Raw genomic sequence first — 14024 nt, forward strand, 5'->3', positions numbered from 1 at the left:
CCAATCGTGTCGGTCGCGCTCCCTGAATCCGAGGCTCCGGTGTGCGATCTCCTGGATCAGAGGCTCGACCAGTGCCGTGATCGCACGCTGTCCGTCGACGTCAACGCCTGCGCCCGCCGGCTCGTCTTCGGACGCGCCGCGCGCTTCTACCCCGAGGTGGAAGCCGCCTTCCAGCCGTACGGACTGCGCTACCACCAGCAGACCGGCCTGGCCGAACAAAGAGCTCCACTCTCGGCGTCCCTCACCCGGCACGCCGATGGCAGCCGACCGTGGGGCATCGCGCTGCTGCGTGCCGAGGGCGACCACGAACTGAGCCGCGAACAGGTGCAGCGGTATATCCAGGGCGAGTCGCGAGGGTGAGGCGTCGTACTGCTTGGCGAGTTCGGTGAGCGGGCTGCCTCGTCGGTGAGCCGGCCGGTGGCGAGCGGCAACCAGGGGATGAAGCTGATGCCCTGCTCGGTCGATCAGTCGAGCAGCTCTTCCGCCGCCGAGCCGGCAGAGGCTCAGTTCGGCCTGCTGACGGAGGTAGGGCGGGGCGGCCGACGGGTGTCCAGAGGTCGGGGCCCTGGCGGGTGAGGCCGGCCTTCGTCGCGATGACGATGTCGTCGCCGTGTGTGTGGGGGCAGGGCCTCGTGCAGGAGGTTCTCGGCGACCTCGGGGCCGTAACTGTCGGCGGTGTCGAAGAAGTTCACGCCGAGTTCGACGGAACGCTTCAGCACGCGGACGGCTTCGTCACGGTCCTTCGGATCGCCCCAGACGCCCTTGCCGGTCAGCTGCATCGTCCCGTAGCCGAGGCGGTTGATCTCCAGGTCGTCGCCGAGGCGGAAGGTGCCGGAAGCGGCCGCGGGGCGGGTGTCGGTTGTCTTGCTCATGGAGGGTGGTCATACGTGTCAGGGTCGGGCCGGATCGGGGTGACCTCTGGCCCCGGCGCCCTTGGAGGTGGATTGCCTCGTCGTCGAACGCGCGAAAATCTATGTTTGTTGAAGTAGACATTGGGGTTGGGTCGTGGTTATGGTTCTCTCGTAGCCCAGAGAAACAGCAGGGCCTGGCAGACACGAACTGCCGGGCGGAGCAGTACCCGCAGGTGCAGTGCGCAGGACGGTGCGGTGGTGGAGTTCCGAAGCCAGAGCGGTTGCAGGACGGCGACGGGGCTGACGGCCGGACCGGGTGGCCCGCAGTGATGAGGGGCCGCCGTGAGCAGGACCGCAAGGGCAGTTCGCATCACCGGAAGTACGTAGCACGAGCAGTACGCAGTACCCCACGTGTAAGCAGTTGATCCCAGAGGGAAGAACGGAGGAGCCGAGCGCCATCAGGATCGCCCGGGCCGACATCTTGAACCCGGGTACCGCAGGACATCGATAGTGAGGTGGTCTCCGGTCAAGCAACCGCGATCCCAGCATCCCCGACGGCATTCAGGCCGGGGCTGCGGAAACAGAAGGCCGGCGCGGTAACGGGGCCGGCAGATGGTGTAGGAGTTCCTTCGGGGCCCTGGTGCGATGAGCACCAGGGCCCCTCGACGCGTTCCACAGAGAGGTGCAGATGACAGCAGACGACTCGTTCGGCCGTATCGACGACGACGACTACCCCGCCTACACGATGGGCGGAGCCGCCGAACTTCTCGGCACCACCCAGGGCTTCCTGCGCGCCATCGGCGAAGCGCGCCTCATCACCCCGCTCCGCTCCGAGGGCGGGCACCGCCGCTACTCCCGCTACCAGCTGCGCATCGCCGCCCGCGCCCGCGAACTCGTCGACCACGGCACATCTGTCGAGGCTGCCTGCCGCATCATCATCCTCGAAGACCAGCTCGAAGAAGCCCAGCGCATCAACGCCGAATACCGCCGCACCGCCGAAGCAGCGAACCCGACGACCACCGCCGTGGACGGCTGAGCCCGGCGGGCTCCATGGGAGCTTCGCCGCTGCCGCCCACGCAGACTGCCCGGAACGCACAGCGCTCCGGGCACCTTCGTGCTCCCGTGCTCTCGTGTCCCTTGCTCCCGGTGAGCGGGAAGGCGCTCCGGTGTCCGGTGATCTTGATGATGAGCGAGGCGACGAGAAGCGCCAGGGTTCCCCGGGCCGGTCAGGAGATCCCGAAACCGCCGAGCAGCAGTCCGCCCGCGACGCCTCCGCAGGCGATCCCCGGTTTCGCAGGCGGCGCGGGTCGCGTCGAGGAAACGAATCACCAGGTCAGCGCACTACCTCTTGATCACTCAAGTCGGTGAACCATCCCATCGGCCAGAAACATGATCGCGCCGGTGGAGTCCTTTTCGGTCGGAAGAGATGCTCCGCTGGAAGGGGATGTTCATGGCTGCGCTGTATTGATCCAGGCTCGTTGCGGCTCTTGCTGCCGCCTGCGCTCTCGTGCTGACGAGTTCCTCGGTGGCTCAGGCCGGTGCAGTCGGGTCGACTCCTGTCCGGACCTTCGAGTACAGCGTCGGCGGTATGACGGTGAAGATTCCGACCGGCTGCCCGTTCACGCACATCGTCCGAGGTGGCGGGAGGAAGATCACCTATCGGAACGCGGGCGTCGACTGTGCCTTTGTCGGCGCGCTGAGCAGCGGGTTCTGCAACTGGCGCATCGACTTCACGTGTGCCGACACCAGCAACAGGACCTATCGGACGTCCCGAGGGCGAACGCACCCCGAGTGCAAGATCGATCCGATGAGGAACAACTCTCCCCAGACGTTGCCTCGTTATGGAAAGGCGTGCGCGCATCTCTACGTGAACGGGGTGCGGCGGGTTAGTCAGTGCCATCACGTCACGAAGTGAGTCGTTCATGATCGATCAGCAGCAGGGGCGGGAGCAGTCCGGGGAGGCGCGACGGCGGTCGGTCGGGGTTGCCGCATTCGTGGTGGGACTGGTGGGGACGCTCGCCTTCTTCGCCTCCTTTCCCGGGTTGCCGCATGTCATCGACTGGGGGGCGATCGTCGTCGCCGTTCTGGTGGGGGCGCTCGCCCGATGGATCTGCCAGTCCTGGATGGGGAAGCGGAGCGGAGAGGGCGAGTGAGTTCGGGCACCGTGTTGCGGCAGCGGCAGCGGCAGCGGTAGCGGCGGTGCGGGAAGTGGTCTGGGCGTTGGCTCAGCTGATGCGTCGGTGATCCCGTCTCAGGTGAGGACAATCACGCGCTGTTCTCACCTGAGACGGAGGCCGGGTGCGGGGCGCCGGGTATCGGGTGCCCGGTGCGGGGTCAGGCCACGAGGCGTTCCGCAAGGGCCTTGGCCTTCGTTGCCGCGTCGCCGAGGGCGCGCTCGCGGGAGGCCTCGTAGAGCGGGACCAGGTCGGACATCGCCGGGTTCTGCGGGGCCATGGTGAGCTCCGGGACGATGAACTCGAGGTCCGTACCGAGGGCGTCGGCGAACACCGCGCTCAGATAGTTCTGCACGTACTCGAACCCCTCGCGCGGCGTACCGGGCCCGTAGGCGCCGCCGCGGCTGGCGATCACGGTGACCGGGGTGCCCTTGACCTTCGAGTTCTCGGTGCCCGCGGTCCGGCCCATCAGGATCACGTTGTCCAGCCAGGCCTTCAGGGTCGAGGGGATGGCGAAGTTGTACATCGGGGCGCCGATCAGCACCGCGTCCGCCCGCTCCAGCTCCTCTATGAGCTTCACGCGCTCGGCGAAGGCCGCCGCCTGCGCGGGCGTGTGCGTGGCCGGGTCGGCGAAGCCGGCGGTGTGGGCGTCGGCGGTGATGTGCGGGACGGGGTTCGAGGCGAGGTCGCGGTGGATCACCGTGCCCTCCGGGTGCTGCTCCTCCCAGGACGTGCGGAAGGCGTCCGCCACGGCGCGGGACGCGGAGGCGCCGGAGGGGAACACGGAGGAGTCGATGTGCAGGAGCGTGGCCATGGGGGTCTCCGGGGGTTGAGCGCGCACTGGGAGGCGCGCACTGAGCAGAAATCTCAGTAGCTGAAGTTTCGTACTCGACTATGGATAACACAGGTACTTACTTTTTTTCACCCCTATACGGGAGGGCAGTACCCTGAAGCCATGACGGTCGAGCAGGAACACGGCGCGGACCTGTGCAAGCAGGTCGACAAGGGCATCACCCGTGTCTTCCTGCTGTTCGGAAAGCGCTGGACCGGGCCGATCGTGGCCGTCCTGATGGCGCAGCCCATGCACTTCTCCGACCTGCGCCGCGCGATCCCGGGCATCAGCGAGCGCATGCTCTCCGACCGGCTCACGGAGCTCGGCGCGGCGGGGCTGCTCGTCCGCGAGGTCGACGAGGGGCCGCCCCTGCGGGTCTCCTACCGGCTGACGGACGCGGGCAAGGCCCTGGCCCCGGCCCTTCGCGAACTCGGCGAGTGGGCCAAGGTGCATCTGCCCGAGGGGTGGCAGTCGGGCGCGTGCTGAGGCCTGTCCGGCGCGAGGCCCGGTGCATGCGGGGTTGTCGGGGGCGAGGCTCTGTGGGTGTGCCTCTGTTCGGTGCCAGGCCCGACGGGCTGGTGCGGGTCTGTCCGGTGCGAGGCACGGTGGGCGGATGCGGGTCTGTCCGGTGCGAAGCCTGACGGGTGGGGTCCGGGTCTGCGGTGCGTCCCGGGTTTTCCACAGCTGTGGAGTTGTCCACAGGGTCTGACGTGTTTTCGCCACCGGCTGTACGGTCGTCGCGAGTTGATGTTCGGGCGAGCGCAGGTGAGCGCGATGGGTGTACGGGGGAGGCGGTCGGTATGACCGAGGCCGGTATCGGTGTGGGGCGCAGGCTGCCCGGGGTGCGGGGCTTCGCCACGTGGCCCGTGGAGGGGTCGCCCAAGGAAGAGGGGAAGGCGCTGCGGGAGAGCGTCCCGCACAGCGCGCACGCCGCTCTCGACCTGGACGGTTCCCGCCCCGACGCGGTGACCGCCGTCGAGGAGTCCGGTCGCGGCCGTATCCCCGGGCTCACGCCGATACGGGTGGGCAGGATGGCGGCCACGCCCTTCGCGTTCCTGCGCGGTTCGGCCGGCCTCATGGCCTACGACCTCGCCCGCACCCCCATGACCCGGATCGGCGCCCAGATCTGCGGTGACGCCCACGCGGCCAATTTCGGCCTGTACGGCGACGCCCGCGGCGGCCTGGTCATCGACCTCAACGACTTCGACGAGACCGTGCACGGCCCCTGGGAGTGGGACCTCAAGCGACTCGCCGCCTCACTGGTGCTCGCGGGCCGGGAGGCGGGCGCGGACGAGGACACCTGCCGTACGGCGGCGCACGGCGCGGTGGGTTCCTACCGCCGCACCATGCGGCTGCTGGCGAAGCTCCCGGTCCTGGACGCGTGGAACGCCATCGCGGACGAGGAGTTGGTCTCCCACGCCGACGCCCGTGACCTGCTCGGCACGCTGGAGCGGGTCTCCGAGAAGGCGCGGGGCAACACCAGTGGACGGTTCGCGGCCAGGTCGACCGAGGCCGCCGAGGACGGCGGGCGCCGTTTCGTCGACGCCTCGCCGGTACTGCGCCGGATCCCGGACGCGGAGGCCGCGGCGGTGGCGGCGTCCCTGGAGGACTATCTGGACACGCTCTCCGAGGACCGCCTCCCGCTGCTCGCCCGGCACACGGTGCACGACGTCGCCTTCCGCGTCGTCGGCACGGGCAGCGTGGGCACGCGGTCGTACGTCGTGCTGCTCCTGGACCACCGCGGCGAACCGCTCGTCCTCCAGGTGAAGGAGACCCGCCCCTCGGCGCTGGTGCCGCATCTGCTGACCGCCGGGTTCGAGGCGCCGCCCGTCGCGCACGAGGGCCGGCGCGTGGTGCTCGGGCAGAAGCGGATGCAGGTCGTCAGCGACATCCTGCTGGGCTGGACGACGGTCGACGGACTGCCGTTCCAGGTACGGCAGTTCCGCAACCGCAAGGGCAGCGTCGACCCGGCCGCCCTCGCCGCCGACCAGATCGACGACTACGGCCGGATGACCGGCGCCCTCCTGGCCCGCGCCCACGCCCACAGCGCCGACCCGCGCCTGGTCGCCGGCTACTGCGGCAAGAAGGACGAACTGGACGAGGCGATAGCGACGTTCGCCGTGACCTACGCCGACCGGACCGAGGCGGACCACGCGGAGTTGGTGGGGGCGGTGCGGGCGGGGCGGATCGCGGCGGAGATGGGGGTGTAGGTGGTGTCCGTGGGGGTGGAAGGGCAAGCGGTCGGTCGGGCGGTCAGTCGGGCGGTCGGTCGGTCGGGCAGTCGGGCGGGCGGTTGGGAGAGGGGCGGGGAGACGGGCGTGAGGCCGACCGCGATCGAGGTCGGGGGGAGCTGATCGCGACGACGGGAGCTGGACCCGCCAGTCCCCGGCGCTTAACCCGCCAGTCCCTGGGCGGACCTCCCCCCGAGTCGGACCTCGCCCCGAGCGGGCCCTTGCCCCAAGCCGGACCCCGTTCCCAAGCCGGACCTCGCCCCAAGTCGGACCCCGCCCCCCGCCAGACCCCACCCCGCGGCAGCAAGTCCCCTCCACCAGCTCCCCTCCACCAGCCCCCCCACCCCCGATCCCCCATAGCCCATCGCCCCGTGGCCTACGCTGGTCGGGTGACGACCCCGGAAGCTGAGCAGTCCCAGTCCGCGCCCGTTGGTGAACCGGTGCCGGAGCAGGCGGGTGCCGAGGTGCCGTCTGCCGCCGGAGCCGTGGAAGGTGACGGTTCCGCGAGCGAGGGCACCGGAGCCGGTGCGGACGCCACGGTGCCGGTGCCCGAGGGCACGGCGAGCGGTGCGGCCGATGCCGTCCCGGCGGAGAGCACGGCGCCCCGGCCCGAGGAGCGGTTGGAGCGGGCGGTACGCGCCGCCGAGCAGGCGTTGATCGAGTACGAGATCGCGGTGGACACCTTCCGCATCGAGGTCGAGAACTTCTCCCGGCTGCACCACCAGAAACTCGGCCCTATGTACTCCCGGCTCGACGAACTCGACGCGCAGATCGCCGAGGCCGTCGCCGCCCGCACCGGCGACCCCGAGGACATCCGCAAGGCGGACGAGGCCCGCGCCCGGGTGATGCCGATGCCCGCGGTCGAGGAGCTGTTCCACGGCTGGATGGACGGCGACGGCCTGTTCCCGGAGGCCGCCGCCATGCTCACGGACCAGCCGGTACGCCCCCCGCAGCGGGTGCGCCCCAGCGAGGAGGCCCGCAAGCTCTACCGCGAGCTGGCCCGCAAGGCCCACCCCGACCTGGCGCAGGACGACGACGAGCGCAAGCGGCGCGAGGAGTTCATCACCCGGGTCAACGCCGCCTACAGCCGCGGCGACGCGCCCCTGCTGCGCGAGTTGGGCGAGGAGTGGGCGGCGGGACCGGCCCCGGTGGAGCGCGGCCCGAGCCCCAGCGAGGAGCTCTACGCCCGCCTCGAGTGGCTCGCCCACCGCAAGGAACTCCTCACGCTCGTCGCCCGGGAGCTGGAGGAGGGCGCCATCGGCTCCATGCTCCGGATCGCCCCGGACGACCCCGACCGACTGCTCGACGAGATCGCCGAGCAGTTGCTCACTCAAGTCGCCGAGCGGGAAGCGGAGTTGGCGTCGCTGCTCGGGCAGCAGAATGCGTCCGAAGATCCGGCGGGCAGTTCCGAAGGTCCGTCGGGTAGCGTCGAGGCATGAGTTTCGGAGCTGGTGTGCCCACGGTCGAGGTCGGCGACCTCAAGGACGGCGACTTCCTGTTGGACGTCCGCGAGGACGACGAGTGGCAGGCGGGTCACGCCACGGGGGCGCTGCACATCCCCATCAGTGAATTCGTGGCCCGGTACGGCGAGTTGACCGAGGCGGCGCCGCAGGACGGGCGGGTCCACGTGATCTGCCGCTCCGGCGGACGTTCGGCCCAGGTCACGACGTATCTGACCCAGCAGGGTATCGACGCCGTGAACGTCGACGGCGGCATGCAGGTGTGGGCCGCCACCGGCCGACCCGTCGTCACGAACGAGGGCCAACCGGGCTTCGTGCTCTAGGAGTTCGGGGCTTCGAGGGCCGGGAGTCCGGGGCTTCGCGAGCGTGGGAGTTCGGAGCTTCGGGGTCTGTCCGAGGGCGTAGCCCACCGGATGGGTCGTAGCCGTCGGATGGGTCCTAGCCCACCCGACGGGTCTTAGCCCAACGGATGCGTCGCCAGCAGATCCCCCAACGCCTCCTCGTGTGCCGCCGCCGGGCCGAGCGACAGCTCCAGGTGCTTGGCCCAGGCGTGGTACCGGTGCAGGGGGTACTCGGTGTCGGCGCCGAACCCTCCGTGCAGATGCTGCGCGGTCTGCACGACCCGTCGTACCCCCTCCGCCGCCCAGATCTTGGCCACGGCCAGGTCCCCGGCGGCGGGCAGCGCGCCCTGTGCCCCCGAGGCGATCCGCCACGCGGCCTGCCACAGCGTGGCCTCCATCGCGCGCAGGTCGATGTAGCGGTCGGCGGCCTGCACGGCGACGGCCTGGAAGGTCGCGACGGGGAACCCGAACTGCTCGCGCTTGCCGGTGTATTCGGCGGTCATGCGCAGGACGGCGGTGCCGAGTCCGAGAGCCAGCGCGCAGGTGCCGGCGGTCAGCAGATCGCGCAGCCACTCCCAGGCGCCGTCGGCGTCGATGACGTCGACCCGCGCTATCGGCACGGATTCCAGGCGCAGTTCGGCGAGCCGCTCACCCGTGGTGGAGATCTGCTCGGCGAGGACGACGCCCTCGCGGTCCGGGGCGACCAGCGCGAGGACGGTCCGGCCGGCGTCCGTGTGCGCCGGTACGACGACCAGGTCCGCGTTGTGCGCCCACGGCACCGCCGTCTGCACCCCGTCCAGCACCCACCGGTCGCCGTCCCGCCGTGCCGTCACGGCGAGTTCGGCCGGGTCGTGGCCGGTGCGGCCGTGCGCGGCGACGGTCAGCACGAGGTCGCCGCGGCCGGCCCGGGTGAGCAGGGCGGACCTCAACTCCTCGCCGCCGTAGGCCTGTACGGTCGCCGCCGCCGCGCTGCTCTCCAGGAGCGGCACCCTGGCCAGCACCTTCGCCGACTCCCGCAGCACCAGGCACAGGGCGATCGCGTCCAGGCCCGCGCCGCCGTACGCCTCGTCGAGCAGCAGGCTCAGCAGGTCCGCCTCGGCGAGCCTGGCCCACAGCGCACGGTCGAAGTCGTCGGCCACGGCGCCCGTCGTGTCGGCCGGACTGGGCACACCGTCCGGCGCGACATCGGCGAACACCCCCGCCGCCGCCTCGGCCGCCGCCTGCTGCTCCTCGCTGAAGGTGAAGTCCACGGTTCCCGTCCTTCCGCAAGACCTGATCTGACGGAGCGTCAAGATAGAACACGTTCTACAAGAAGGGAACGGCCCGGCCGGTCGCCCCCTGTCTGCCGATCGTTCGGTTTGTCCGTTCCATGGTCGAATGCGCCGGGGTGGGGCGTCAACGGCTGTGGATAACCTGTGGGCGGCCGCTGTGGACAACATGACAAGGTGCATGGCCCGTGGGCATCAGGACTGTGCCCGGAGCGTGCGTCTGAGTACCGTTCCGTGCGACGGACAGGAATCGGAAACGGGGCGGAATGGACGCGAACGACGGAGGCTCGAACGCCCCCGAGGGGGAGCGGGCGTCTGCCTCCTCCGCCGAGGGCCCGCGCATACCCGCCGCCCCCGAAGGGCCGCACGTGCCCGCCCAGCAGCCCCCGCACCCACCTCCGCCCGAGCCACAGGCGCAACCGCGCCCACAACCACCCCACGATCCCGCGGACGCCCGCGTCGGAGTCGCCGCGCTGTCCCTGCCCTATCAGATCGGTGCCGCGCTGGCGGTCGCGGTCGTCGCGGTGGCCGCGCTCGTCCACCTCGGGATGGTGTTCCTGCACGTCGCGCCGTCGAACACGGTGACGAAGCAGCACGGCAAGGCGATCGACGAGTGGATCTACCCCGAGTTCGAGCAGAACTGGAAGCTCTTCGCGCCGAACCCCTTGCAGCAGAACATCGAGGTCCAGGTGCGCGCGGATGTCCGTACCGCGGACGGCGCGACCCGTACGACCGGCTGGTACGACCTGTCGGCCGAGGACGGCGCCGCCATCGACGGCAATCTGCTGCCGAGCCACACCGAGCAGAACGAGCTGCGCCGCGCCTGGGACTTCCTCACCGCCACGCACGACGGCGCCAACCGCCCGGTGGGCCTGCGCGGCACTCTCGCGGAGACGTATCTGCGGCGCATCGTCGTGCTGCGCCTGGACCGGGACGGCGCGGCCGGCGGTCAGGGCGGTGTCGTCGAGCGCGTCCAGGTCCGCTCCCGCACCACCAACGTGCCCCCGCCCGAGTGGAGTGACGAGCAGGTGTCGACCACCCCCCAGTACCGCCTGCTGCCCTGGTGGGCGGTCCCGGCGGACGAGGCCGCGGGAGGCGTCCGGTGAGCGATCTCGCCCCCGCGGTCTCCCGAGGCATCGCCCGCGTCACCGAGTCGGCCCTCGGCCCGTACCAGAGCGCCGTGATCCGCATCGGCTTCGCCGGGACGTGGCTGCTGTTCCTGCTCCGCGAACTGCCCCACCGCCAGGAGCTCTACGGCCCCGACGGACCGTGGAGCTGGGACCTCGCCCGCCAACTGATCGCGGACAACGGCGCGTTCACGGCCCTGATGTGGTCGGACGGGCAGTTCTGGTTCGAGACGGTGTACGCGCTGGCCGTACTGGCGAGCGTCCTGCTGCTGCTGGGCTGGCGCACCCGCACGATGTCCGTGCTCTTCATGGTCGGCGTCCTCTCGCTCCAGAACCGCAGCGTCTTCATGGGCGACGGCGGCGACAACGTCCTGCACCTGATGTCCCTGTACCTGGTGTTCACCCGCTGCGGCCAGGTCTGGTCCCTCGACGCGCGCCGGGCCCTGCGCACGCGGGACGCACGCACGCGTGGGGAACGGATTCCCGACCGGGTCGGTCCCGTCCTGTGGATCGTGCTCGGCGCGGCGCTCGTCGCGGTGACCGCTTCCGGCCGCTTCGACAGCGGCTGGTTCGTGCCCGCGCTCCTCTGGGGCGTCTGGCTGGCGCAGGCCCTGTGGTGGGTGATCGGACGGTACGCGAAGTCCTACGAGCCCCGGGTGCTGCTCGACGTCGTCGCGAACGTGATCCACAACGGCGCCCTGTTCGTGATCGCGTGCGAGGCCTGTCTGATCTACGCGACGGCCGGCTGGTACAAGATCCAGGGTTCCCGCTGGCAGGACGGCACCGCCGTCTACTACCCGCTCCACCTCGACTACTTCTCGCCCTGGCCCGCCCTCGCCGACCTGCTGGCGGGCAGCGGCACGATGGTCATGCTCGTGACCTACGGGACCGTGATCGTGCAGGTCGCCTTCCCGTTCACGCTCTTCAACCGACGCGTCAAGAACGTCCTGCTGGCCCTGATGATGACCGAGCACGCCGTGATCGCCGTGCTCCTGGGACTGCCGTTCTTCTCCCTGGCGATGATCGCGACGGACGCGGTCTTCCTGCCGACGCCGTTCCTGCGCAGGCTCGGTGGCTGGGCGGCAGGCGCGCGTGGACGGTGGTTCGCGCGGGGCGGCCCTACGGTGCCGGACGGGGATCAGGGGGAGCCGCGTGCCCCGGAGAACCCCGAGCCCAGCCACGTAGGCTTCCCCGCATGACCGACCCCGCAGCGACCGTCTGGCACCGGCTCGCCGACACCTCCGTACTGCTCGACGGTTTCCACGTCCTCAAGCACGCGCTGCGCTTCGGGGCCGAGGTCCCGGTGGCGGTCACCACGGACCGGCAGGCGGCCCTCGCCCTCGCCGCCGACCTCGCCCCCGACGTACGGGACACCCTGGACGCCCTGCTGACGGAGGTCCCCGAGGACACGTACCGGTCCTTCGTCCCGCGCCCCCACCCCACGGCGGTGGCCGCCCTGGCCGTACGCCCCGCGCGCGACGTCAACCTCCAGAAGCTGGGGCATACACCCCGCAGCACACCCGTCGTGGTCCTCGACAACCCACGCAACCTGGGCAACGCCGGCGCCGTGATCCGACTCGCCGCCGGCTTCGGAGCGACCGGCGTGGTCACCACCGGAACACTCGACCCCTGGCACCCCACGGTCGTACGCGCCGGAGCGGGCCTGCACTACGCGACCGCCGTGGAGCGCTTGACCGTCGAAGAGCTTCCTCCCGGCCCGGTGTTCGCCCTGGACCCGGAGGGCGACGACATCCGGACCCTGAAACTCCCGGACGACGCAGTCCTGGCCTTCGGCTCCGAACGAAGCGGCCTCTCGACCGAACTACGCGCCCGCACCGACCACTTGGTGTCCTTGCCGATGCGCCCCCAGGTCTCCAGCTACAACCTGGCGACAAGCGTGGCGATGACCTTGTTCCACTGGTCCACTGGAGCGCCCCTTTAGGGGCGCGGGGAACTGCGCGACAAGCCACAACGAACCGTCAGCCGCGCAGAAACCGCACCCCCGAGCTCTCAGGCGTCCCGACGAACCTCAACAACCCGGAACCGGTTAGCGACAAACGCCCCATCACACAGCGCAGCGTTCGCCGCCGGGTTGCCACCAGACCCGTGGAAGTCAGAGAACGCGGCAGTCTGGTTCACGAACACCCCACCGGTCAGGTTCAACGACAACTGGGCGGCCTCCTCCAGGCAGACCTCCTCAACCGCAGCCTCGACCCCGGCGTCGGTCGTGTACGCCCCCACAGTCATCGCCCCCTTCTCCCGCACCGTCCGCCGCAGCAACTCCACCGCGTCCCCGACGGAGTCGACCGCGACGGCGAAGGAGACGGGCCCGAAGCACTCGCTCATGTACGCGGCTTCGTCATCCGCCCCCTCCCAATATTTCCGCGCCCCGTCCAGCTTCACGATCACCGGCGTCCGGACGACCGCGTCAGGGAACTCCGGGTTGCTGATCTCCCGTGAGGCGAGGGCGACTTCACCGAGCCCGGCGGCTGCCTCCAGGCGGGCCTTCACGTCCGGGTTGACGAGCGCGCCGAGCAGACCGTTCGCGCGCGCGTCGTCACCCAGGAGGCCGCCCACGGACCGCGCGAGGTCGGCGACGACCTCGTCGTAGGACTTGGGCCCCTGGTCGGTGGTGATGCCGTCCCGGGGGATCAGCAGGTTCTGCGGGGTCGTGCACATCTGGCCGCTGTAGAGGGACAGCGAGAACGCCAGGTTGGACAGCATCCCCTTGTAGTCGTCGGTCGACTCCACGACCACCGTGTTGACGCCGGCCTTCTCCGTGTAGACCTGCGCCTGGCGGGCGTTGGCCTCCAGCCAGTCGCCGAAGCCGGTCGACCCGGTGTAGTCGATGATCCGGATCTCGGGGCGGGTGGCCAGCGTCTTGGCGATGCCCTCACCGGGACGCTCGGCGGCCAGCGCCACCAGGTTCGGGTCGAAGCCGGCCTCGGTGAGCACCTCGCGCGCGACCCGCACCGTGAGCGCGAGCGGCAGTACCGCGCGCGGGTGGGGCTTCACCAGGACCGCGTTGCCGGTGGCGAGGGAGGCGAACAGGCCCGGATAGCCGTTCCACGTAGGGAAGGTGTTGCAGCCGATGACCAGGGCGGTGCCGCGCGGGACCGGCGTGAACTCCTTGTTCATCACGAGCGGGTCGCGCTTGCCCTGGGGCTTGGTCCACTCCGCGACGGCGGGCGTGCGGACCTGCTCCGCGTACGCGTACGCCACCGCCTCCAGACCGCGGTCCTGCGCGTGCGGGCCGCCCGCCTGGAACGCCATCATGAAGGCCTGGCCGCTGGTGTGCATGACCGCGTGCGCGAACTCGTGGGTCCGGTCGCTGATCCGCTTGAGGATCTCGATGGAGACCACGGCACGCGTCTCCGGGCCCGCGTCCCGCCAGGCCCGCTGTCCGGCGCGCATGGCCGGCAGCAGGACGTCGAGATCCGCGTGGGGGTACGTCACGCCCAACTCGATCCCGTACGGCGACACTTCGCCGCCCACCCAGTCGTCCGTACCGGGCTGGCCGAGGTCGAGGCGGGTGCCCAGGAGGGCGTCGAAGGCGGCCTTGCCCGCCGCCGCGTCCAGGCTGCCGTGCTCGCCGTAGGCCTTCGGGTGTTCGGGGTGAGGGGACCAGTACGCGCGCGTACTGATCGCTTCCAGCGCCTGGTCGAGTGTCGGCCGGTGCCGGGCGATCAGCTCGTGCGTGGACGGTTCGGCGGCCATGCGGGACCAACTCCTCGTTTCAA

14 protein-coding genes are annotated in these 14024 nt (G+C 70.5%); 10 read left to right on the forward strand and 4 right to left on the reverse strand.

Annotated features, from left to right (window positions below):
• Window positions 1-6: 6 nt before the first annotated feature.
• Complete coding sequence (locus tag ACIRRY_RS16870) at window positions 7-360, forward strand: hypothetical protein (RefSeq protein ID WP_403972936.1); 354 nt, start codon at window positions 7-9, stop codon at window positions 358-360.
• 143 nt (window positions 361-503) lie between these two features.
• Here the strand turns inward: ACIRRY_RS16870 and ACIRRY_RS16875 are convergent, their stop codons facing one another.
• Window positions 504-872 carry an aldo/keto reductase gene (locus ACIRRY_RS16875; protein WP_403972937.1) on the reverse strand — a complete coding sequence of 123 codons (369 nt, stop codon included), beginning with the start codon at window positions 870-872 and terminating at the stop codon, window positions 504-506.
• Between the two features lie 667 nt (window positions 873-1539).
• Here ACIRRY_RS16875 and ACIRRY_RS16880 point away from each other — a divergent pair.
• Both ACIRRY_RS16880 and ACIRRY_RS16885 read left to right on the forward strand, forming a co-directional pair.
• Window positions 1540-1887 carry a MerR family transcriptional regulator gene (locus ACIRRY_RS16880; protein ID WP_403972938.1) on the forward strand — a complete coding sequence of 116 codons (348 nt, stop codon included), beginning with the start codon at window positions 1540-1542 and terminating at the stop codon, window positions 1885-1887.
• A gap of 886 nt (window positions 1888-2773) precedes the next feature.
• On the forward strand, window positions 2774-3004 hold the full coding sequence (locus tag ACIRRY_RS16885) for a hypothetical protein (protein ID WP_403972939.1): 231 nt from the start codon (window positions 2774-2776) through the stop codon (window positions 3002-3004).
• Window positions 3005-3185: 181 nt separating this feature from the next.
• Here ACIRRY_RS16885 and ACIRRY_RS16890 read toward each other — a convergent pair whose 3' ends face one another.
• Window positions 3186-3839 (reverse strand): FMN-dependent NADH-azoreductase, encoded by a 654-nt coding sequence (locus ACIRRY_RS16890; protein WP_403972940.1) that lies wholly within the window; start codon window positions 3837-3839, stop codon window positions 3186-3188.
• Between the two features lie 141 nt (window positions 3840-3980).
• Here ACIRRY_RS16890 and ACIRRY_RS16895 point away from each other — a divergent pair, with 141 nt between their 5' ends.
• The 4 genes from ACIRRY_RS16895 to ACIRRY_RS16910 all read left to right on the forward strand — a co-directional run bounded on the left by ACIRRY_RS16895 (window position 3981) and on the right by ACIRRY_RS16910 (window position 7871).
• Window positions 3981-4343, forward strand: coding sequence for a winged helix-turn-helix transcriptional regulator (locus ACIRRY_RS16895; RefSeq protein ID WP_403972941.1), 363 nt, complete (start codon window positions 3981-3983; stop codon window positions 4341-4343).
• A gap of 314 nt (window positions 4344-4657) precedes the next feature.
• Window positions 4658-6067: a DUF2252 domain-containing protein gene (locus ACIRRY_RS16900; protein ID WP_403972942.1), complete on the forward strand. Its 1410-nt coding sequence runs from the start codon at window positions 4658-4660 to the stop codon at window positions 6065-6067.
• Window positions 6068-6477: 410 nt separating this feature from the next.
• Entirely contained in the window at window positions 6478-7527 is a 1050-nt protein-coding gene (locus ACIRRY_RS16905; RefSeq protein WP_403972944.1) for a J domain-containing protein, read from the forward strand.
• Between the two features lie 14 nt (window positions 7528-7541).
• Window positions 7542-7871, forward strand: a complete 330-nt coding sequence (locus tag ACIRRY_RS16910; protein WP_403973614.1) for a rhodanese-like domain-containing protein — start codon at window positions 7542-7544, stop codon at window positions 7869-7871.
• Window positions 7872-8005: 134 nt separating this feature from the next.
• Here ACIRRY_RS16910 and ACIRRY_RS16915 read toward each other — a convergent pair whose 3' ends face one another.
• Entirely contained in the window at window positions 8006-9139 is a 1134-nt protein-coding gene (locus ACIRRY_RS16915; protein ID WP_403972946.1) for an acyl-CoA dehydrogenase family protein, read from the reverse strand.
• 284 nt (window positions 9140-9423) lie between these two features.
• On the opposite strand from ACIRRY_RS16915, the gene ACIRRY_RS16920 reads away from it, so the two are divergent.
• Genes ACIRRY_RS16920 through ACIRRY_RS16930 form a run of 3 tightly spaced genes read left to right on the forward strand, consistent with a single transcriptional unit; the run spans window position 9424 to window position 12226 of the window.
• Window positions 9424-10263 carry a DUF5819 family protein gene (locus ACIRRY_RS16920; RefSeq protein WP_403972948.1) on the forward strand — a complete coding sequence of 280 codons (840 nt, stop codon included), beginning with the start codon at window positions 9424-9426 and terminating at the stop codon, window positions 10261-10263.
• Window positions 10260-11483 (forward strand): HTTM domain-containing protein, encoded by a 1224-nt coding sequence (locus tag ACIRRY_RS16925; RefSeq protein ID WP_403972951.1) that lies wholly within the window; start codon window positions 10260-10262, stop codon window positions 11481-11483. Before ACIRRY_RS16920 ends, ACIRRY_RS16925 begins: the two co-directional genes overlap by 4 nt.
• Window positions 11480-12226 carry a TrmH family RNA methyltransferase gene (locus ACIRRY_RS16930; protein ID WP_403972954.1) on the forward strand — a complete coding sequence of 249 codons (747 nt, stop codon included), beginning with the start codon at window positions 11480-11482 and terminating at the stop codon, window positions 12224-12226. The genes ACIRRY_RS16925 and ACIRRY_RS16930 overlap by 4 nt, the downstream gene beginning before the upstream one ends.
• A gap of 68 nt (window positions 12227-12294) precedes the next feature.
• Here ACIRRY_RS16930 and paaN read toward each other — a convergent pair whose 3' ends face one another.
• Entirely contained in the window at window positions 12295-14001 is a 1707-nt protein-coding gene (gene paaN / locus ACIRRY_RS16935; RefSeq protein WP_403972957.1) for a phenylacetic acid degradation protein PaaN, read from the reverse strand.
• Window positions 14002-14024 lie beyond the last annotated feature (23 nt).

The organism is Streptomyces sp. NPDC101776, from assembly GCF_044766845.1.
In the GTDB taxonomy this organism is placed as follows: Bacteria; Actinomycetota; Actinomycetes; order Streptomycetales; family Streptomycetaceae; genus Streptomyces.